19 protein-coding genes and 1 tRNA gene are annotated in these 21,370 nt (G+C 41.1%); 3 read left to right on the top strand and 17 right to left on the bottom strand.

The window, feature by feature from the left end; translation table 11 throughout:
• Positions 1–25: 25 nt before the first annotated feature.
• The 16 genes from LV83_RS10940 to LV83_RS10865 all read right to left on the bottom strand — a co-directional run bounded on the left by LV83_RS10940 (position 26) and on the right by LV83_RS10865 (position 16,585).
• Complete coding sequence (locus LV83_RS10940; RefSeq protein WP_111611566.1) at positions 26–277, bottom strand: hypothetical protein; 252 nt, start codon at positions 275–277, stop codon at positions 26–28.
• A 35-nt stretch (positions 278–312) separates the two neighbouring features.
• A complete protein-coding gene (locus tag LV83_RS10935) occupies positions 313–867 on the bottom strand; it encodes a DUF420 domain-containing protein (RefSeq protein ID WP_111611565.1) in 555 nt (184 codons plus the stop codon).
• A complete protein-coding gene (locus LV83_RS10930) occupies positions 848–1,522 on the bottom strand; it encodes an SCO family protein (RefSeq protein ID WP_111611564.1) in 675 nt (224 codons plus the stop codon). The genes LV83_RS10935 and LV83_RS10930 overlap by 20 nt, the downstream gene beginning before the upstream one ends.
• 77 nt (positions 1,523–1,599) lie before the next feature.
• Entirely contained in the window at positions 1,600–1,932 is a 333-nt protein-coding gene (locus tag LV83_RS10925) for a cytochrome C oxidase subunit IV family protein (RefSeq protein ID WP_111611563.1), read from the bottom strand.
• 18 nt (positions 1,933–1,950) lie between these two features.
• Positions 1,951–2,727 (bottom strand): cytochrome c oxidase subunit 3, encoded by a 777-nt coding sequence (locus LV83_RS10920; protein ID WP_111611562.1) that lies wholly within the window; start codon positions 2,725–2,727, stop codon positions 1,951–1,953.
• 27 nt (positions 2,728–2,754) lie between these two features.
• On the bottom strand, positions 2,755–3,336 hold the full coding sequence (locus LV83_RS10915) for a cytochrome c oxidase subunit 3 (protein ID WP_111611561.1): 582 nt from the start codon (positions 3,334–3,336) through the stop codon (positions 2,755–2,757).
• 2 nt (positions 3,337–3,338) lie between these two features.
• Positions 3,339–4,241: a heme o synthase gene (gene cyoE / locus LV83_RS10910; protein WP_111611560.1), complete on the bottom strand. Its 903-nt coding sequence runs from the start codon at positions 4,239–4,241 to the stop codon at positions 3,339–3,341.
• 2 nt (positions 4,242–4,243) lie between these two features.
• Positions 4,244–5,320 (bottom strand): COX15/CtaA family protein, encoded by a 1,077-nt coding sequence (locus LV83_RS10905; protein WP_111611559.1) that lies wholly within the window; start codon positions 5,318–5,320, stop codon positions 4,244–4,246.
• Positions 5,304–7,187, bottom strand: a complete 1,884-nt coding sequence (locus LV83_RS10900) for a cytochrome c oxidase subunit I (protein ID WP_111611558.1) — start codon at positions 7,185–7,187, stop codon at positions 5,304–5,306. The genes LV83_RS10905 and LV83_RS10900 overlap by 17 nt, the downstream gene beginning before the upstream one ends.
• An 18-nt stretch (positions 7,188–7,205) precedes the next feature.
• The gene (locus tag LV83_RS10895) at positions 7,206–8,237 is read right to left on the bottom strand and encodes a cytochrome c oxidase subunit II (RefSeq protein WP_111611557.1); all 1,032 of its coding nucleotides are present in this window, start codon (positions 8,235–8,237) and stop codon (positions 7,206–7,208) included.
• 22 nt (positions 8,238–8,259) lie between these two features.
• Positions 8,260–9,552, bottom strand: coding sequence for a quinol:cytochrome C oxidoreductase (locus tag LV83_RS10890; RefSeq protein ID WP_111611556.1), 1,293 nt, complete (start codon positions 9,550–9,552; stop codon positions 8,260–8,262).
• Between the two features lie 2 nt (positions 9,553–9,554).
• The gene (locus tag LV83_RS10885) at positions 9,555–10,271 is read right to left on the bottom strand and encodes a c-type cytochrome (RefSeq protein ID WP_111611555.1); all 717 of its coding nucleotides are present in this window, start codon (positions 10,269–10,271) and stop codon (positions 9,555–9,557) included.
• 13 nt (positions 10,272–10,284) lie between these two features.
• The gene (locus tag LV83_RS10880) at positions 10,285–10,815 is read right to left on the bottom strand and encodes a DUF3341 domain-containing protein (protein WP_111611554.1); all 531 of its coding nucleotides are present in this window, start codon (positions 10,813–10,815) and stop codon (positions 10,285–10,287) included.
• A gap of 2 nt (positions 10,816–10,817) precedes the next feature.
• Positions 10,818–12,182 (bottom strand): NrfD/PsrC family molybdoenzyme membrane anchor subunit, encoded by a 1,365-nt coding sequence (nrfD, locus tag LV83_RS10875; RefSeq protein ID WP_111611553.1) that lies wholly within the window; start codon positions 12,180–12,182, stop codon positions 10,818–10,820.
• Between the two features lie 17 nt (positions 12,183–12,199).
• The gene (locus LV83_RS10870) at positions 12,200–15,283 is read right to left on the bottom strand and encodes a TAT-variant-translocated molybdopterin oxidoreductase (RefSeq protein WP_111611552.1); all 3,084 of its coding nucleotides are present in this window, start codon (positions 15,281–15,283) and stop codon (positions 12,200–12,202) included.
• Positions 15,284–15,322: 39 nt separating this feature from the next.
• Positions 15,323–16,585, bottom strand: coding sequence for a c-type cytochrome (locus tag LV83_RS10865; RefSeq protein WP_111611551.1), 1,263 nt, complete (start codon positions 16,583–16,585; stop codon positions 15,323–15,325).
• Positions 16,586–16,950: 365 nt separating this feature from the next.
• On the opposite strand from LV83_RS10865, the gene LV83_RS10860 reads away from it, so the two are divergent.
• From LV83_RS10860 to LV83_RS10850, 3 genes are all read left to right on the top strand, one after another.
• Positions 16,951–17,021, top strand: a tRNA-Cys gene (locus LV83_RS10860).
• Between the two features lie 147 nt (positions 17,022–17,168).
• Positions 17,169–17,639, top strand: coding sequence for a (2Fe-2S)-binding protein (locus LV83_RS10855; RefSeq protein ID WP_111611550.1), 471 nt, complete (start codon positions 17,169–17,171; stop codon positions 17,637–17,639).
• A gap of 2 nt (positions 17,640–17,641) precedes the next feature.
• A complete protein-coding gene (locus LV83_RS10850) occupies positions 17,642–19,882 on the top strand; it encodes a xanthine dehydrogenase family protein molybdopterin-binding subunit (RefSeq protein ID WP_111611549.1) in 2,241 nt (746 codons plus the stop codon).
• Between the two features lie 192 nt (positions 19,883–20,074).
• On the opposite strand, the gene LV83_RS10845 is transcribed toward LV83_RS10850, so the two are convergent.
• Positions 20,075–21,346 carry a PD40 domain-containing protein gene (locus tag LV83_RS10845; RefSeq protein ID WP_111611548.1) on the bottom strand — a complete coding sequence of 424 codons (1,272 nt, stop codon included), beginning with the start codon at positions 21,344–21,346 and terminating at the stop codon, positions 20,075–20,077.
• Positions 21,347–21,370: the final 24 nt, after the last annotated feature.

Below are 21,370 nucleotides of genomic sequence, written 5' to 3'. Positions count from 1 at the left end.
GATCAAACTTTGCTATTCTATTCGTTTAGTGCATGGCAATTTTAGCTTTTCTTTTCTTAGCATTTCGATACCAGAAATACCCTAGCACCATTGCAATTAGGTAGGGCATTACAAACAAATACATAATCCCAAGATTAAGACCAGCTGCTACACTAGTATCTCCATTACTCACATTATTTTCTACTGATGCGCGACACATGGCACACTGAGCATAAGTTGCAGTATGGAACAGCAAAGCTATGATTGAAAGAAATCCTATTTTAAGAGCTTTTTTCATATTAATTCCTACGAATGAAAATAAACGCAGGTTTTTTAATGTAGATAATAAGGACTGATCATCAAGTAAACAATCACACCGGTGACAGTTACATAAAGCCAGATCGGATAGGCAAATTTAACAACTTTTCTGTGCTTCACACGCTGATCAGTATACCCATAGTAATATGCAAAGAGGATAGGGAAAAGAGCGACAGCTGCCAGAATAATATGAGTAATTAAAAGGAAGAAATAAATGCCTCGTATTGATCCTTCCCCTCCAAATGAAGTGCTCTCAGCGGCTGCGTGATAAATCACATAAGAAACCAAAAATATGGCTCCCAGTACAAAAGCCACAGTCATTGATGCCCTGTGATAAGGGACATTTCCTTTTTTGATAAATACAAATCCTGCAATCAAAGCAAAGGTTGCTGCAGTATTCATAACGGCGTTTAGATGAGGAAGGAAGTAAACCCATTCTGCCCCCAAATTAATTTTAGAGGGCATAAATATAAGTACCGCCACAGCCAGAGGAATAATTATAGAAATGGCAATAATCCAGCCTTTAACTTTCCCTTCATTTTCTAACAAACTATTCTCCTTCGCTTGCATGTAATAACACTTTAGTCTCTAACATCAATAAATCTACTTCTTCACGTGTGGTTCCACTGTAATATCCACGAATCCGACCCAACTCATCTATCAGCATAAACTTGTCACTATGAACAAAGTCATCCGGAACTCCCATCCCATCAACAGTAGGAATGATAAAGCCGCATTTGGCTAGGTCGTAGGTTTCCTGAACTCCACCGGTAAGGAAATCCCACTTGCCAGCCACCGCTTTATGTTCTTCAGCATATTCCCGCAAGATTTCCGGAGTATCATAAGTAGGGTCTATACTAATTGACATAATCTGAACTTTGTCTTCATCTCTAAACATGTCATTTACTCGCTCCATCTCAGCAGACATCTTAGGACAGATACTTGGACAAGAGGTAAAGAAAAAATCAACTATTGTCAATTTCCCTTCCATATCTGATCTACCTACTTTATCACCCTCTTGATTAGTAAAGGTGAACTCAGGAATATAATGCTGAGTAGTATCTGCAACTGGACATTCTTGAAATGGATTGTCCACTCCTTTTTCAAAAAAGACAGGAATATCATACGAATTGCTCCCAAAACCTTTTAGAAAAAGAAATATCAAAATTGGCACCAAGAGGATGCACACCAGTACCATCCCTTGCAATAAACGTAAACTTCTCATACTAGTGCTTTAACAAAAAAGGAAGGCCAAAGTTTCTCACTTCAACCTTCCTTTTAAAATATCTTTTTAACCTCAGATTAAAACCAACGCATGTTGAAAATGTCTGATCCTTCTTTAACAAGAACTATTATCAGCCAGAACAAGAAAACGATAGGGATCAAAATAGAATAAATTAAAGGCTTCACCTCGTCACCCAAGTGCATGAATTCCATCATGATATATTTTGCCTTCCATACTGTCAAAACCATGAACAACACATAAAGGATAATTCCTCTCGGCATTGTAAAGGCCATGATGAACTCAGCACCTGTTATCAGCGCCAAAATCAAAGCAGTCTTTCCTATCTTTTTGATTTTCTCACTGTTCCTAGGAACTACGTTAAGCGTAGATTTATTTTCTTGAATATCCATAATTCTAATTTTTACAGGTTAGATCAGGTAGAATAAAGTAAATACAAAGACCCAAACAAGGTCGACAAAGTGCCAGTACAAACCGATTTTCTCAACCATTTCATAATGACCTCTTCTATCATATACTCCCACAGCAGCCTGATAGAATACCATGAATAGTAGAATAACACCTATCGTAACGTGGAATCCGTGGAAACCAGTGATGAAGAAGAACAGATTGGCAAAGGATGCTGGACCATATTCATTGACCAGTAGATTTGCCCCAAATACTGTCTCAGTTACATTCTGGCTAATTCCATTGATATAATTCAGCACTGCACCACCTTCAGATCCATGAATAAAGTGATTCCATTCCCATGCTTGGCAGCTCAAGAATGTAATACCTCCTACCAAAGTCCAAAGCATCCATTTCACTACGTCATTTCTATCATTTCTGTGACCTGCCTCTACAGCCAATACCATAGTAACAGAACTTGCGATCAAAATGAAGGTCATCAAACCTACAAATACTAGTGGAGCATGGACTCCATGTACAAATGGAATAGCATCAAATACCAATTCTGGTATTGGCCAGTACTCATTAGAACCAACAAACTCCGTGGCAGGTCCGCCATAAGCAGGATAACTTACTCGGATAGCAATGTAGGTAATCAAAAAAGCGGCAAAAGTAAAGATATCCGAAAGAAGGAAAAACCACATCATGAGTTTTCCATAGCTAGCTTTGAGAGGTTCATTACCACCTCCCCAAACGCCTCTTTTCGAGCTTACTCCTATAGCAGTAGAATGCGCAGACATAAGATATTGATTTGTACTTGGTTTATTTTAATGATTCAAAAGCAAAAACATAAATAGATATAACCACAATGCAGCTAGAAAATGCCAGAAAGTAGTTGCCATTTCAAGTGTATCCATAGACTTGGAGTGCACTTTATATCTATAGGTCGAAATTAATACAATAATCAGAAATATCACACCGCTGATTAAGTGAACAGCATGCAATCCCGTGAATACGTAAAGAAATGATCCCGAAGGGTTGCCAACGAAAAACACGTTTTCATCAACTAGCGCTACCCAACTGTACCATTGGCTTACTAGAAATGCAACGCCAAACAATACTGCCAAACTGAGACCTGACCTAAGCCCTACAAGATTATCTTTTTTTGCTGCTGAATAAGCATATTGAAGGAAAAGGCTACTGAGTACTACTATTCCTGAACTGTACCAGAAAATAGTAGGGAGATCATATTCTAACCAATTTCCCTCAGATTGTCGAACTATATAAGCACTGGTGAGTGCAGCAAAAATCATTACCACAGTCACTAAGAACAGCCATAATGCAAACTTTTTTGGATGCATCGCGATAGGCTGCTCTACCATATCTACGTATTTAAGTTCCTTTTCCATGATTAGGGTAATTTATCTAATAGGTAAGCGATTTGCACTATTGGCAAATACAAAAAGGAACCAAACATTATTCGTAAAGCTGATTTGCGGGAACAATCTTTCATTAAGGAGAAAGTCTGTGCCAAAAACAACACGCCACAAACAGTAGCGACGATTCCTGAAGTCATTCCAGTAAGTCCAAAATAGCTTGGCAGCAAACCCAATGGCAACAAAAAGAGCGTATAAATCATTATTTGAATAGCAGTATTGAGATCTTTTCCTCCACCACTTGGTAGAAGTTTGAAACCTGCTGCTTTGTAATCTTCATCTCCAACCCAAGCGATCGCCCAGAAGTGAGGAAATTGCCAGATAAATTGAATCCCGAAAATAATCAAAGCTTCATGGGTAATAGAACCCGTGGCAGCAGTCCATCCTAAAAGCGGAGGTAACGCACCAGGAATAGCACCAACGAAGACAGCAATAGGTCCTACCCTTTTCAACGGAGTATAGACAAATACGTAGAGCACCATACTCAATACACCTAGCCAAGTGGTCAGCGGATTAGTAAAGTACCAGAGCAACCCTACGCCTATTACTGCTACAAATGAAGTAACCCAAAGAGCTTCTTGAAGCGAAATAAGTTTTAAAGGAAGTGGACGATTTTGAGTACGCTTCATCAGCTTATCCAGATCACGCTCCAAGATTTCGTTTGCAGCACAGGAAGCACCACTAATCAAGAAACCACCAATGGCCAAACCTAGAAAGCCAGACCATCCGAAACTAACGCCACGATCGCCAAGAATATAACCAAATACAGCAGAGAAGGTAACTAAGGCTGAAAGCCTTAATTTAATCAACTCAGCGTAAGCTCTAAACTTGCTTATCACTAAACTACTAATATGGTCAGTCACTGCAACTGTCCTCATGATCAATTTGTATTTAATCGAAACTGTATATTTTCTTTGATTTCAAGAAGTAAGAAAACTTGCACTCCTATAATCAAAGAACCTAATAAGAGATGGATTGGCTGAAGAAATGCTGGAATACCAAAGTAGGCCATTCCCATTCCTGTAGCTACTTCCAGTATAATCAGAATCATCAAGACCTGAGACCAAAGATTCACTTGAGACCTTCTTAGAGTATATTTAAATGCCCAGAAGAAGTACAATACATGGATACCAAGTAGAACTAATGAGAAGGATCTATGAATAAGGAAATTTAACCCCACTCTTCCTATCCACTCATCTCTAAGCATATTGCCTAAAGAAGAAGAGATAACATCTATCTGCTCTCTTACCTGAGTGCCTAGAACAATCTGAACCACCATTAATACAGTACCTATGAATAGCACACGCTCAATTCGTCTTGGCACATTCATTTTCACACTTTTACTCATTATCAACTTACCTGATCTGTGATAAACATAGATTAAAAGTGAAACGAGTAGCAATGCCAACATCATGTGGAAAGTGATCATCCAATGCAGCAAATTAGTAGAAACTACAATGGAACCGATCCACCCGATGAAAATTACCAAGACTAGATTGAAAACAGATAATATTGGTACCCATTGATCAGCCTTTCTGAGTGAAAATGATTTCCAAACAGTAAAGATTATCAGAAGTCCAATAACGACTCCAGCTAATCTATTGAGGTATTCAATCCAAGTTTTAACTGCATTAAATTCCTCTTCGATCAGAATGGATTTATCATTTGCTATTTCCTCGGCCTTTTCAGAGAATCCTAATTTTTCAAGTGTTGCCACGAACCTTTCGTTCTTGGCTAATCTTTTATTGAGATAAATCTCCTGATAATTTGAAGGTAATTGATCCACACTCGTTGGAGGAATCACACTGCCAAAGCATTTTGGCCAATCGGGACAGCCCATTCCAGAACCTGTACTCCTAACTATCCCTCCAATAAGAATCAGTATATAAACAGCTATCACCGTGATTAAATTTACACGACGAAAGCTGTTTATTGATTTATTAGTGACTTGTTTCATTTGAGACCAACACTTCCTCCTCTTCCTTCATAATTTCCAACTCCACTTTAACCAATTCCTGCTCATGAGGAAGATTGGACTCAGGAGTAGCTGAAAGCGGAACAGTCTGAGGTATAAAATCCTCTTCAGCACCTGGCTTAGAGTAATCATATGGCCATCTGTAAACCGCAGGGATTTCACCTGGCCAGTTTCCGTGACCTGGTTCTATAGGAGTGGTCCACTCTAGCGTATTGGATCTCCATGGATTCTCAGAAGCTTTTCTACCTCTATACATAGAGTAGAAGAAGTTGAACAAGAATATGAACTGAGCACCGAAAGTGATGATCGCAGCTACAGACACAAACATGTTCAAATCAGTATACATATTGGCAAACTCAAAGTTTGTCCAGCTGTAGTATCTTCTAGGGAAGCCAGCAATACCAATGTAGTGCATAGGGAAGAAAACCATGTATACTCCTACAAATGTGATCCAGAAGTGTACATAGCCCAATTTAGCATCCATCATTCTGCCAAACATCTTAGGGAACCAGTGGTAAACACCTGCGATCATTCCAAAGAAGGAAGCAGAACCCATCACCAAGTGGAAGTGAGCTACTACGAAATACGTATCGTGAAGCTGAATATCAATAGCTGAGTTTCCAAGGAAAATACCTGTCAAACCACCAGAGATAAAGAAGGAAACTAGACCAATCGAGAACAACATCGCTGGAGTGAAGATCAAGTTACCTCTCCAAAGCGTAGTCAAGTAGTTGAATACTTTTACCGCTGAAGGCACCGCAATGATCAAAGTCAGGAACATAAAGATCGATCCTAGGAAAGGATTCATACCTGACACGAACATATGGTGAGCCCATACTACGAAAGAAAGTACTGTAATACCAAGCAAGGATATAATCATCGCTTTATATCCGAAGATTGGCTTTCTTGAATTGGTAGCGATTACTTCAGAAGTAATACCCAATGCAGGAAGCAATACAATGTAAACCTCAGGGTGACCTAAGAACCAGAATAAATGCTGATACAATACTGGGCTACCACCTGTATTTGGAAGTGCTTCCCCACCGATATAGATATCAGAAAGGTAGAATGAAGTACCAAAGCTTCTATCAAATACTAATAATAAAGCAGCAGCAAATAAAACTGGGAAGGACAATAGACCGATTACGGCTGTCAAGAAGAAAGCCCAAATAGTCAAAGGAAGCTTTGAAAAAGACATCCCCTTTGTTCTCAGGTTAATTACTGTAGTGATGTAATTGATACCTCCCATTAGAGAAGAAGCAATAAAGAAAGTCATTGCTACCAACCATAAGGTCATTCCCAATCCAGATCCAGGAATAGCTTGCTCCAATGCAGAAAGAGGCGGATAAACCACCCAACCACCAGCAGCAGGCCCTGTTTTTAAGAAAAGAGAAATAAACATGATCACACCGGAAATGAAAAACAACCAGTAGGAAATCATATTCATAAATCCTGAAGCCATATCTCTAGCTCCAATTTGTAATGGTATCAAGAAGTTGGAAAATGTACCACTCAGACCTGCAGTCAAAACAAAGAATACCATGATGGTACCGTGCATAGTGACCAGAGCTAGGTAGAACGTAGGATCCAATTTCCCTGCTTCATCTATCCATCCACCCAGTATAGGACGAAGGAAAGACATATCCATATCTGGAAAACCTAGTTGTAATCTAAATAGGATAGAAAGAAGTCCACCGATAAGAGCCCAAAACATACCAGTAACTAAGTATTGTTTTGCGATCATCTTGTGATCTTGAGAGAAAATATATTTGGTTACAAAATTATCATGGTGCTCATGATCGTGGTGATCGTGAGCTGCGTCATGATTTGCGACAGATGCTGTTGACATAATCTATAATTTTGTTTGTTACTTTTCAGTTAATTGAACTTCTGCTACTTCTTTTGCATCCGCTGGAACTCCAGTAGCTAAAGCTGGATTCATCTGGATAAAAGATCTCTGCTCTGCATACCACTTTTGATAAGCCTCAGGCTCTACTACCTCTATTACTTTTCTCATTGAGAAATGACCTCTTCCACATATCTCAGTACAAGCGATCTCATAATTGAAATCAGGATTACCAGTCTCTTCTCTCATTTCAGCAGTAGTCTTAGTAGGTACAAACCAAAAACGAGTAGGCATTCCAGGTACTGCGTCCATTTTCAATCTCATGTGTGGAGCAAATACAGAGTGAAGAACATCTCTAGCTCTGATTTTGAAAAGTACTGGCTCTCCTTTAGGTATTACCACTACTGGAGATGGGAAATCATCAACAGAATTCTTATCTGAGAAATCGACACCATGTGAATTCGTAGCAGAAATCAATCGGTAATCGTAATCACCTAATACTTGATCTTTACCTGGATATCTAACCTCCCAAGCAAACTGATACCCCATGATTTCAACAGTGTGTGCGTTCTCAGGAGCTGGCGCAGTGATATCTGACCATGCTACCCAACCAGAAATAACTAAGCCTGCAAGAACGATAGCCGGAACAACTGTCCAGATAATCTCAAGCTTGTTATTGTCAGGGTAGAAGGATGCTTTACGCTTCTCACTATACTGATATTTATAAGGGAAAATAAATAGTAGGATATGAGTGATCAAGAAAACTATCCCAGTGACACCCATTGACCACCAGAACAAAGAATCAGTAATAACGCCATGCTCGGAAGCAACTGGCAACTGATAATTGTCAAATTCTTTGATAGAATACCAGAACATCAAAATTCCGCCACCTAACAAGAAAACGATAAATAAAATAGCGTTAACCTTATTACTCCCTGAAGCGATCTTTTTATCAGATCCTTTTACAACTGAGACTAATGTTTGGATTCGATATACCATCCATATTATGGAAAATATCAAAAGAACCCCTACTCCAATCAGAAATCCGTACATACCTTAGTTATTTCGGCTGTTATTAAATGTGATGATTATAGCTTTCTTCAAGCATTGGATGGTTTTTAGGAACCAAATTCCCTTTTGCCAAACTAGAAAGAATTACGAAGGTGAAGGCAGCTCCATAAACCAAGAACATACCTACTTCCATAAACCCAACTCCACCATTATGTCCTAATGTGCCAGGCTGAACCATAAGGAAGAAATCAACCCAATGTCCAGCGATGATTAAGGCACAAACTAATTTCAAGAAAACTCCATGTCTTTTAGAATCCCTTGTCATTAATAACAAGAAAGGAAGGACAAAGTTTAGACCTAAGTTTACAAATATGAAAGGACCATAAATATCACTCGACAATCTTTCAATGAAGTAAACTGTTTCTTCAGGAATGTTGGCATAATAGATCAACAAGAACTGAGAGAACCATAAGTAGGTCCAGAAAATGGTAAAGCCAAAGATGAATTTACCTAAGTCATGAACATGGTTTTCATTGACCATTTCAAGTAATCCTTGACTTTTCAAAAAGATGACAAGCAAAGTAATCGTTGATAGTCCGGCTACAAACCAAGAGGCAAATACATACCATCCAAATAGCGTAGAGAACCAGTGCGTGTCAATTGACATCACCCAATCCCATGCAGAGATAGAAGATGAAACTGCAAAGAAAATAAGGAAGAATGCTGACCAGCTTCTGATCTTATACCAGGAAGAAGTCCCTCCGATGATATCCTCATTGTAGGTGAATTGCTGAAATTTCTTGAAAAAGAACACCCAGAACCCAAAAAACAAGACCATTCTAAAGATATAGAAAACAGGGAATGTTCCTTTAGCCATAGGCCAATAGAAGAACGATCCTTTGCCGTCTATGATATGATCATATTCTGGAGAAGCCTTATCAAATAAGTAAGCATGAGTCCAGTGGAACAAATCATGATTAGCTACGAAGAAAGTAACGATCATTAATACACCAGCAATTGGCAGCCAATTACCTAATGAAAGCATTACTCGAATAATAGCTGTTGACCAACCGGCCTGTGCAGCATATTGAATTGCAAAAAAGAATACGCCAATAATCGCTATACCAGTGAAATAAACATTATTGATCCAAAGATTAGCGTATAGGCGCTCATACCAATGAAAAGCATGGCCTTCAGCTTCTGCCGCTTCGCCATGACCTCCACCAAACATTGCCATTAGGATACCTATTACTAGCAATGCTGCACCGATACCCAAAACTGTAAAAACAGACTTTTTTGTCGCTGCTGTGAAATCAAATTTTTGATCCAGATTATAGTGTTGTACGTCGTGAGCCATAATTAATTAGCTGGAGTTTCTACTTGTGATACATCTTGGTCAGCTTCAGCTACAACTTCCGTCGTTGCTGTTGCATTATCAGCATTCTGACCTCCCTGGAGTTCTTGTTTCACATAGTGAACAATTTTCCATCTATTTTCTGGAGTGATCTGAGAACCGTGAGCTCCCATTCTTCCTTTTCCTTTGGTGATAACATGGTAAATATGTCCTTCAGAAAGACCCACATAGGCGCCACCTGTTAAGTTAGCCACACCACCTATAATTGCTCCTACTTTACCATCTCCTTGACCACCTGTTCCATGACATGGAGTACAATATAGTTGGTACAACCTTTTACCCTCAGTCAAAACTTCATCTGAAAGTTCGATAGGGTTTTTCATTGATGTTCCAGCTTCTTCTATTTCAAAAGCCTTGTAGCGATATGGCAAATATCCTTGCTTATTTCTAGGAACCGTGTTAGCAACTGGCTCACGCATATTCATGTTGTGAGGGTTGTTAATGTTACTATTGAAATATTCGCCTTTACCATCTTCTCGGGTAGAAATCAGGTCTCCCTTAGTTTCCGAATCCATGATCTGAGTCAAAGGTTCGTACGCTACCGAGTGATACATCTGAGGGGCATATTCTAAGCCTTGATTTTCGCCTCCGGCTCTACAGCCTGCTAGGGTAATCCCAGCTACTGCAATCCCTAAAATACTTAGTGTCTTAGCAATCTTCATATTTCCAGATTTACTATTCAAAACTTTTTTTATTAACCTCTGATGCTCCAGACGATTTCAATATCTCTTCAATCTTGGCCAATTCCATAGCTGAATTGTTTGCTATATCAATTGCCATTACGTGCTTATCATCAGTAATTCTCAAATCGAAGATTCTAGGCTGGGCCCAAGGCTTCAAGTTTGTACTCACCATAAATACGCCTACCATACCGAATGATGCCAATAATACAGTCAACTCGAAGGTAACCGGGATGAAATCCGGGAAAGCACCGTAATCCTTACCACCAATGATCATTGGCCAGTCAAATTTCATCATGTAGAACTGCATGGTCAAAGCCAATGTAGTTCCTAGCAATCCGAATAAGAAGGCAGCGATCGGCAACTTGCTTCTTTTATACCCCAGGTAATCATCTATCCCGTGAACAGGATAGGGGGAATAGACCTCATGGATTTTAATACCTGAAGACCTTACTTTGGTGATCGCCTGTAGCAATACATCCTCGTCTTCATAAACTCCAGTAACAAAATGTGTATCTCTTTCCATGATTATTTGTGCACTTTATCAGATGAAGACTTCAATACAGATTTCACTTCTGCCATGTTGATTACCGGGAAGAATTTGGCAAACAAGAAGAACAGGGTGAAGAACAAACCAAATGTGAATAGGTAAACTCCGACATCAGCCCAAGTTGGGTAAAACATCGCCCAAGAAGATGGAAGATAATCTCTGTGTAGTGAGGTTACGATAATTACAAATCTTTCAAACCACATACCGATATTCACTACGATAGACAAAGCAAATGTCGCTACGATAGAAGTACGGATTTTCTTAAACCAGAAAAGCTGTGGAGATATTACGTTACAGGTCATCATTGACCAGTATGCCCACCAGTAAGGACCAGTTGCACGGTTGATGAATGCATACTGCTCTGCTTCTACTCCTGAATACCAGGCGATGAAGAATTCGGTGATGTAAGCAATACCTACGATAGAACCCGTGATGATAATTACAATATTCATCAATTCGATGTGACCCATTGTAATGTAATCTTCCAGTTTATAGACTTTACGCGTTACAATCATCAGCGTCAATACCATGGCGAAACCAGAGAAAATCGCACCTGCCACGAAGTATGGAGGGAAGATAGTCGTGTGCCATCCTGGTATTACTGAAGTCGCAAAGTCAAAGGATACAATCGTGTGTACAGAAAGTACAAGTGGAGTAGCCAAACCTGCAAGGATCAATGAAACTGATTCGTATCTGCTCCAAGATTTTGCAGCGCCATCCCATCCAAATGAAAGTGCTCCGTAAATAATTTTTCTTAATCCAGTAGCTCTATCTCTAATGGTAGCGAAATCAGGAATCAAACCAATGTACCAGAATACTAGTGATACAGAGAAGTAAGTCGATATCGCAAACACGTCCCAAAGAAGAGGGGAGTTAAAGTTTACCCAAAGTGATCCAAAAACGTTTGGAAGTGGAAGTGCCCAATAAGCTCCTAGCCATGGACGGCCCATGTGAAGAACCGGGAACATAGCGGCACAAATTACAGCGAAAATAGTCATCGCTTCTGCAGCACGGTTGATGGAGGTTCTCCATTTCTGTCTGAAAAGTAATAATACTGCTGAGATAAGTGTACCAGCGTGACCAATACCTACCCACCAAACGAAGTTGGTGATATCCCAAGCCCAGCCTACGGTTTTGTTTAGTCCCCACATACCAATGCCTTCCCAAACGGTGGCAACAACAGCAATAGATCCCAAAGCCAAAACACCGGCAGACGTAAGGAAAGCTAGAAACCACCTGATATTTGGTTTTGCCTCTACATGTCGTGACACGTCATGCGTCACATCATGGTAGGTTTTACCCCCGGTAACTAACGGCTCGCGTACGGATGAAGTAACCTGCATAGTTTATAAAATTTTGATTACGCTTCGTTTAAGTCTTTATTTCTGATTTTGGTAAAGTACCAAACGTTTGGACTCACGTTGATCTCTTCCAATACATGGTATGCTCTCTCCTCATTCACTTCTTTCAATGCTGAAGTAGTATTCTCCTCAATTTTGAGAAGCTGAGAAACCTTAGAATTCGAGTCATTCAAGTCTCCGAATACCAAAGCATCGGTAGGACATGCTACAGCACAAGCTACATTGATGTCACCATCTTTCACTTTACGCTTCTCACGCTTAGCCTCTAGCTTACCAGCTTGAATTCTTTGCACACACATGGAGCATTTTTCCATCACACCACGAGCACGAACGGTTACGTCTGGATTCAAGACCATTTTACCCAAATCATCGTTTTGAGCGACATTGACTCCTGCGAAGTCTTTGTTATCGTGGTATTTGAACCAGTTGAATCGACGTACTTTATACGGACAGTTGTTTGCACAATACCTTGTACCAATACATCTGTTGTATGTCATTTGGTTTAGTCCCTCAGAAGAGTGGGTAGTTGCAGCAACAGGACAAACAGTCTCACATGGAGCGTTGTTACACTGCTGACACATCATCGGCTGGAAAGTAACCTCTGGATTGCTGGAAGCAACTTCCATTGCACTCAAATCATCGGCTGGAGCATCAGAAGAATAGTAGCGATCGATTCTGATCCAAGCCATTTCTCTTCTGTTCAATACTTCCTGCTTACCTACTACAGCCACGTTGTTTTCAACCTGACAAGCAACAGAACAAGCAGAACAACCGATACATGAATTCATATCGATAGCTAGTCCCCAGTGATGCTGAGAATATTGGTGGCCTGACCAAAGAGATATTTTAGATGGTTTTACAAATTCACCATCCTTGTAAATCTGAGGATGAGATCTGCCTGCTGAAGCATCTTTCTGATACTCGCTCAAAACAGATTCCTGGATGACGTTTTCACGCCCCATGAAAGTCTGGTGGGTTTGAGTACGTGCAATTTTATAAGAATCTCCGGTAGCAGAAACCTCTACGCCTGAAGTAATATCAAAATTGACAAAGCCTTTGGAAGCATCAAGTAATTCGTAAGCATTCACACCCACGCCATTAGCGACACGACCGGCCTTAGTTCTACCGTATCCTACAGCCAACCCAAAGGTACCTTCTGCCTGACCTGGCTGAATCAAGATCGGAACGATCAAGGATTTACCATTTACTGTGATAGAAGCTTTGCTAGTATGCTCCTCAGATTGAGTCACTCCATTTTCAGAAGCCCATTTCTGAGTTACTGTCAGGTAGTTATCCCAAGTTGCCTTAGAGATAGGATCTGACAATTCCTGTAGCCATGGAACATTTGCATAAGCACCGTTACCGATACCTACTTTAGTATAAATCACTAATTCAGCAGAAGCGTTGTCAGCAGAGTAAGCTTTAGATACCGCAGAAGCAGCAGCACTTACATCTCCAACTGGAGCCAAAGCCTCAGAAGTAGAATTGATAGCTAGTACTCCATTGTATAAGGTCTGATCCCAGAATTCTTGGAAAGTACCACTCGTTTCAACCTGCGTAAATAAGCCACCCTGCCAGTTAGCCTGAAGAAAATCGTAATAAGAGGTAGTATCACCAGCCCAAACCAAGAAAGATTCTTGTGCTTGTCTTGTATCAAAAAGCGGAGAAATCGTAGGCTGCGCCAAAGAGAAATGACCTTTCTTTGGTTCGAAATCATTCCAAGACTCTAAGAAGTGATGATCTGGAGCTACTATTTGCACCAAAGATGAAGTCTCATCCAATGTACCATTAGTAGAAATACTCACTTTTGCTTTTGCAATACCAGCGGCGATTTCCGCGCCTCTCGCAAAATCATATACTGGATTACAGTTGTAGAAAATAACTCCACCAACTCTTCCTGCATTCAAATCAGTTACAAACTGATTCATTTTGGCATCATCGCCTTTTCTGTAGTGAGCTACATTTGCGAAATCTACTGTAGTACCGTTACTTCCAAGCAATTCATTGATCGCATTGATGACAACTTGTACATTCGGATCATTTGATCCAGAAACTACAAGAGAAGCACTTTTGCTGGCCCAAAGGTCAGCGGCAGCTTTTTCTAGATGAGCAATCTCAACTGCCGGAGCTGAAACGGTAGCTGCCCCAGCTTTCTTGGCAATCGCATTATATAACGCAAGAACCGCCAACCCGCTTTGGGAAGCTCTGATTGGAGTTCTGTAATCAGCATTTGCACCAGCAAGAGACAAGGTAGATTCAAACTGATAATGTCTAGACATTTCAGGCTTCTCTTTGCTGATTTTTCTTGTTTGAGCGTATTGGCGAGCAAATTCAATAGGAGAAATCCAAGATCCTAAGAAGTCAGCTCCGAAGGATACGATTGTTTTTGCTTTGTCAAATGAATAGGAAGGAAGTACTGCTGAACCATAATACGTTTCTGCAGCCTTAGTAATACCGTAGTTAGAAAGTGGGTCATACATGATTACTTCTACATTTCCATTAGCATCAGCGAATTGCTGAATAGCCTTCAAAGTAGAAGGTGAAATAATCGTGTTTGCTACGATTTTCACAGCTCCTGCAGAAGCCAAAGCAGATTTTGCTTGCGCGTCTACAGTTTTCCAGTCAGAAAGCTGACCTCCACTGTAAGGCCCTGCTATTCTCTCTTTATCATAAAGAGAAAGGATAGACCCTTCGACAATCGCATTCACTTTTCCTTTATTAATAGGGGAAAGTTCGTTTCCGTCAATTTTGATAGGACGACCTTCTCTTGTCTTAACTACAATAGAAGCGTAATCCCCACCAGTAGCATAGGTAGATGCATAATAGTTAGGAACAGATGGGTTGATATCAACCGGCTTGTTCACATAAGGGATCATCTTTCTTACAGGCGCCTCACATGCAGCCAAAGAGGCTGCTGCTAGGCTGAAACCCATTACTTTCAGAAAGTCTCTTCTGGAAGCACTACCCTCTTCGTTGAGTGTAGAAGGAAGCTCAGGGAATTCCCTGTCAGCGTTCTTTACAAACTCTGGATCGTTATTGAGCTGCTCAAGCCCTTTCCAGTACGTTTTTTTATTTTCCTTCATTTTATGATATAAGAATGAATTTGCGAAAAGAATAATGAATTAATAGTGGCACTTAGCACACTCCAAACCTCCGATGTCTTTCACTTTCAAGGCATCTTTGGAGTCAGAGTGAATCTGAACCAACTTATCATAGTAGGCATTGCCTTCCGTGGTGATCTCAGTCTGTCTGTGACAGTCGATACACCAGCCCATAGTAAGTGCGCTATGCTGTCCAACAACTTCCATTTCCTGAATAGGGCCATGGCAAGTTTGACATTCCACTTCACCTACTACAACGTGCTGAGAGTGATTGAAATACGCCAAATCTGGAAGGTTATGTACTCTTACCCACTCGATCGGCTGGTTGTTATCAACCGCATCATATATTTTCTGAATTTCCGGAGAAACGCCTTCAGCTCCTTGTACATTCTGCACGTGTGTGTGACAGTTCATACAGATATTTGCAGAAGGAATATTTGCAGATTTCCCTAGCTCAACACCGGTATGGCAATACTGACATTCGATCTCTAGCGTACCTGCGTGAAGAGCGTGTGAGTAAGCAATCGGCTGCTCAGGAGCATAGCCCTGCTGTACACCTACGGAATAAAGTCCGTCCAAAGCAGTTTTAGCTACCAATGCCACCACCAAAGCAGTGACTATAACCACGAACATATCGCTCTTAAATACTTTACCTAAGTTAGTTTTCTGAGAGACAAACTCTTTGTCGTCTTCATCCAAATCCTGTTTTGCAAGGTATTTGGTCAATACAGAGATGATGAGTCCCAATACGATCAAAATCAAAAGAAGTACTACTACTAGTACACCCAAAATGATGGTCAAGTATTCATTAGGAATGCCCCCTCCTGCCGCAACAGCACCACCTTCCGCATCTCCAGTAGCTGTAGCTGCTGCCGGGTCAGCAGTATCACCGTACTCTATATATGCCAATAGATTATTTAGATCCTCATCACTTAAGAATTCGTGAGAGATCATCATAGTGTTGTTATATTCTTTATACAAGTCACTATAATACGCATTGCCCGATGCGATTACAGCCTGCGAATTTTTGATGAAACTTTTCACTAATTCGACAGGCGCTCTGTCTGTAGCTCCTCTCAAAGCAGGGCCAACCAACTTCTGATCTAATCTGTGGCAAGTTTTACAGTTTGTGTTGAACAGAGCCTTTCCTGCTGCTACTGCTTCATCGCTATTGTCCACCGACGGATCAGCGGCAAAAGCCTGCGTACCGATCAGCAAGAAAAACAGCACTGCCAGTGTGTGGAAATTCAATCGAACCCCTACTAACGAGCGTTTAGATAACATATTATAGCTAATTAAATAGTTTATGCGGTTTATTATAACCCCTGCAAAGGTACTACCCGAAGCCAATTTTTCAAACTTGTAGTGATGTATGACTTACTGCACATAGGATGACTATTTGATTTCATATACACTTGTATTACAGATAATTAAGGATATTTTTTCTATCAAAAATTAATTTAGAATCAATATAAATAGAATGTATTTTGCAAGCTTTCCAAACTTCAATTGAAATCCCACGATACAAGGCTCTTGTTTCTTGAATTCCAAATATCACAGCGGCTGATTTACTGGCATAGATTCAAAATAAATAGTTCCTTTATTGCAAAGGAAAAGATAATAACTACATTTGCATTCCAATTCTGATTGGTCGAGTGGCCGAGTGGCTAGGCAGAGGTCTGCAAAACCTTCTACAGCGGTTCGAATCCGCTCTCGACCTCAACAAAAAGCATTCACTTCGGTGGATGCTTTTTTCGTTTCAAGTCATTTTTTTCACCGTCCATTTAGTTCAAGTCACTTAATTATTTTTTCACATTGCAATTCAGGCAGACATTCCTTAGTTTATCCAATTAAACTTCTGATTACCATGCCTCAAGACATTAAGCTACGTGTTAACGGAGATACTAAAACTATTTCCGCAGACCCTGAAGAACCACTTTTATACATCCTTAGAGAGGAATTTGCATTCAAAGGTGCCAAATATGGCTGTGGCCTTTTGCAATGCGGCGCGTGTATGGTAATCGTAGACCAGAAAGCAGAGCCCTCTTGCCTTAGAGCATGTTCCAGTTTTGAAAATACTGAAATAACTACGCTGGAAGGATTAGCCCAAAACGGGAAACTTCATCCCGTACAGCAAGCCTTCATAGATACCCAAGCCGCACAATGTGGCTATTGCCTCAACGGGATGATCATGACAGCTGTAGCACTTTTAGAAGAAAACCCCAAACCGACCGAACTGGAGATTCGAACTGCACTAAATCCAGTGATCTGTCGCTGTGGCACACATTCCAGATTTATCAAAGCAGTCAAGTTGGCATCAGAAAATACAAAGGCCTAATCATGGAAGATCTACAGAATATGAACTCAAGTCGCCGGTCTTTCCTCAAAAGCACTGGACACCTGTTAATAGGGTTCAATCTTTTACCGCTCACTTTTTGCCAAACTAAGGGAGCGCCAAGCGAGATTCCTCCTTACACTGGAGTGCCTCTTCGCCCTACTATTGACAATAAATTAATTGACTCTTGGATTCGATTAGATGCCGAAGGACACTTAACCGTACTATCTGGAAAGCAAGAACTCGGTCAGGGAATCAAAATTGCCCTGATCCAAATTGCTGCTGAGGAGCTGGATATTCATCCCGATCGCTGCCATATCATCAATTCAGATACAGGTCAAACTCCAAATGAAGGATTTACTGCCGGCAGCAACTCCGTGGAAGGAAGTGGAAGCGCTATCCGGCAGGCTGCCGCTGAGGCAAAATACCATTTGCTGAAAATGGCCGCGCAAAAATGGAATGTAAGTCCAGAAAGTCTTCGAGTAGAAGACGGAGTAGTTGTAACTAACTCTGGTGAGAAAGTGAGTTATTGGGAGCTTTTGGAAGGCAAATTCATCGAGGAGAGAATCTCTGGAGACATTAAACCAAAAAAGCCAGAAGATTATAGATATGTGGGGAAGCCATTGCACCGAGATGATATTCGGAAATTAGTGACTGGAGAATCTCATTTTGTCCATGATCTGAAAATGCCGGGGATGGTCCATGCACGAGTGCTTCATCCTCCTTCCTACGACGCTACCTTAGAATCCATAGACCTCAACCAAGTAGAAGCTTTGCCTGGAGTACTTAAAGTGATCAGAAACGGAAGCTTTTTAGCGGTAGTTGCTGAACGCGAATACCAGGCAGTAAAAGCCAGGGAAATGCTAAAAGAGCTAGCCGTCTGGGATAAGTCTCCAATCACTACACTTCCAGACCAGCTAGTGGATAACGTGCTAAATACATCAGGCAATCCGGATGAAGTAGAAGTCTCACCAGGAATAGCAGAACTTATTTCAAAATCAGCCATACGACATCAAGCAGACTATTTCCGGCCCTACCACATGCATGCCTCTATGGGGCCGTCTTGTGCAGTCGCACTTTGGGAACCAAATCTACTAACCGTTTGGTCAGCTACGCAAGGAGTATATCCCGTGAGAGATTCAATAGCAGATTTGCTCACATTGGATAAAGAAAAAGTCCGATGTGTTGGAGTTCCAGGTTCCGGATGCTATGGCCACAATGGAGCAGACGATGTGTCGGGGGAAGTTGCCATCATAGCCAAAGAATTTCCAGGCAAACATGTACGACTTCAATGGATGCGAGAAGATGAGAACAAGTGGGAACCATACGGCACAACTATGGCCTTCCGCCTATCGGGGGGATTGGATTCAGATGGAAAGCTTTTAGGTTGGGACAGCATTGTCTGGTCAGATTCCCATAGTACACGACCAAATGGAAGTGGGGGAAGTTTTATCGCAGCGAGAACTTTGGATCCTCCTGTTGAATTTAGAAAAGGCGGCTGGTCAGGTGGCTCGCACCGAAATGGAATTCCAGAATACAGTTTCGAAGCCAAGCAACTCCACCTTTTCAACTACGATGGCCCACTCCGAACCTCATCTCTTAGAGGTTTGGGAGCATATGCAAATACCTTTGCTATGGAGGCCTTCATGGATGAACTAGCTCACAAAGCAGGCAAAGACCCGATTGATTTTAGGATAAAAAACTTAGAAGATCCACGAGCCAGGGCCGTTTTGGAAGAATTGGCTCAGAAGACCAACTGGAAAAACAGATCTAAATCTGCAAATAACGGATTTGGAGTCGCCTATGCGAGGTATAAGAATGCCACCTCCTATTTTGCTGTACTAGCTGAAGTAGAAATCGACAAGGCTGCCAAGAGCTACAAACTCAAAAAGCTCACAGGAGTAATCGACTCTGGACTGACTATAAATCCTGATGGGCTGAAAAACCAGACCGAAGGCGGAATGATCCAATCCGCCAGCTGGACCATGTTGGAGGAAGTACAATTTGACGAGGATGGAATCACTAGCGTGGACTGGAATACTTATCCTATCCTAAGGATGAAATATGTGCCGGAAGTGGAAGTTCACATCATCGATAGACCCGAGACTAAACCTATGGGAGCAGGCGAAGCGGCGATGGGGCCAGTTGCTGCGGCAATTGCCAATGCTGTGTTTAATGCCACAGGAAGCAGAGTCAGAAATTTGCCGATAAAGCCTGAAAAGATAGACTGGGAGTCAGTGAACTAACCTAATTGCTCACATAAAAACTTTCATTTAACCTTGGGCCGTGGATCAGAGTGGAGCCTAATAAGTGGTGAGTCCCAGTAATCAGTGTTCAGTCTTGGTCTCAACCGACACAAACCTCAAGGATGATAGCAGCACGGGTTGTGCATTCTTAGTGTGTTAATTGGTTAAAAAAATGTTAAGAAAAAACGCCTTTTAATTCAATAAAGAAGAAACATCAAGACTTACAAGTCGGGTGACTCCTGAAGTCTCTTGAATATTTATATATAACTTTTCTTCGCTCCAGCTTAACCCTACTATCCCGACATTGATGCGTTCACTTTCCTGAAAATCAGTCACTTGGTAAAGCTTCCCGGTGATTGTATTGCGAATCCAAAGCTGATTAGTCCCACTCCGGTCAGAGACAAATGCCAAGAGTTCAGAGTTTGTTGGTGAAAAGGATGGATTACTATCATTCCAGTCAGATACCACAAAACTCCTCAAAGATGTGGGACTATTCACGGCAAAACCTACTACATCATAAGAAAAGCCAACAGGTGTGTCTTTTGCAAAGGTCACGCTGTAGGCAACGTTGTTTTCTTCTGTTGAATAAGTCATCCCTAAAATCGGCATCTGAATATTCTCAATGTCATCTACATCACGAAGTGTTCTTTTTGGATTCGTAGCCTCCTCATCTAGATTGAATAAAATAATGCTTTGGTCCCCCTCATCTAGGCTATCCAGAAAATAGATCAAGGTTGTATCTCTGACGCCAAAAACCGGGAAGTAACTTTGAAATGAATCACTGATAATTTCTTCCGACTCGCCTGAAGCCACTGTATATTCCCTTAGAGCAGAAATATTTTGATCCCCAACAACAAAAATCAGACTCTCACCATTTGCAGACCAGGATGGATATTGACCTTTCTCAGAAATTAACTTTTCAGACTTACTATTGAGATCAAAAACAAAAACCTGCTGGGGCTGAATACTAGATCCCGCTTCTGAAATGGTATAGATCACTTTAGTCCCGTCAGGAGAAACTTGCGGATGAGTGATGTAGTCGAAGCTTGCCTTTTCAAAAACTGTTAGGGAAGCAGGAAGTTCATTCGGCACCACCATCACGCGGTTCGTTTCATTACTTACATTCGCCCGCTTTGCAACCACATAAAACTCCTGTCTCACGCCAGGCTCTAAACCCTCAACTAGATATGACATCTGCCCTGCTGGAATCTCGACAAGCTTATAGTTAGTACTGGAAACAAGCGACTTGGTCCATACTTCATAAAAAGATGCCGGAACGATGGAAGGGCAGTTGATATTACAAATCTGTGCTGAAGACCAAGTGAGCTCCACACTAGTCTCATCAACAAGTCTGGTACTAAGTGTAGGTGTTTCCAAAAAACTCCCATCCGGTATAGGATCATCGAAGTTTTGGCAGGAGGAAAAAGCAAGGATCAGGACAAAGAGTAAAGCAATATTCTTCATAATTTTTTTTGTTAAACCCTTTAC

Source organism: Algoriphagus yeomjeoni (assembly GCF_003259505.1).
Classification (GTDB): domain Bacteria; phylum Bacteroidota; class Bacteroidia; order Cytophagales; family Cyclobacteriaceae; genus Algoriphagus; species Algoriphagus yeomjeoni.
The sequence above is the reverse complement of the archived record's forward strand: the minus strand, read 5'-3'. Positions and strand labels throughout refer to the sequence as shown.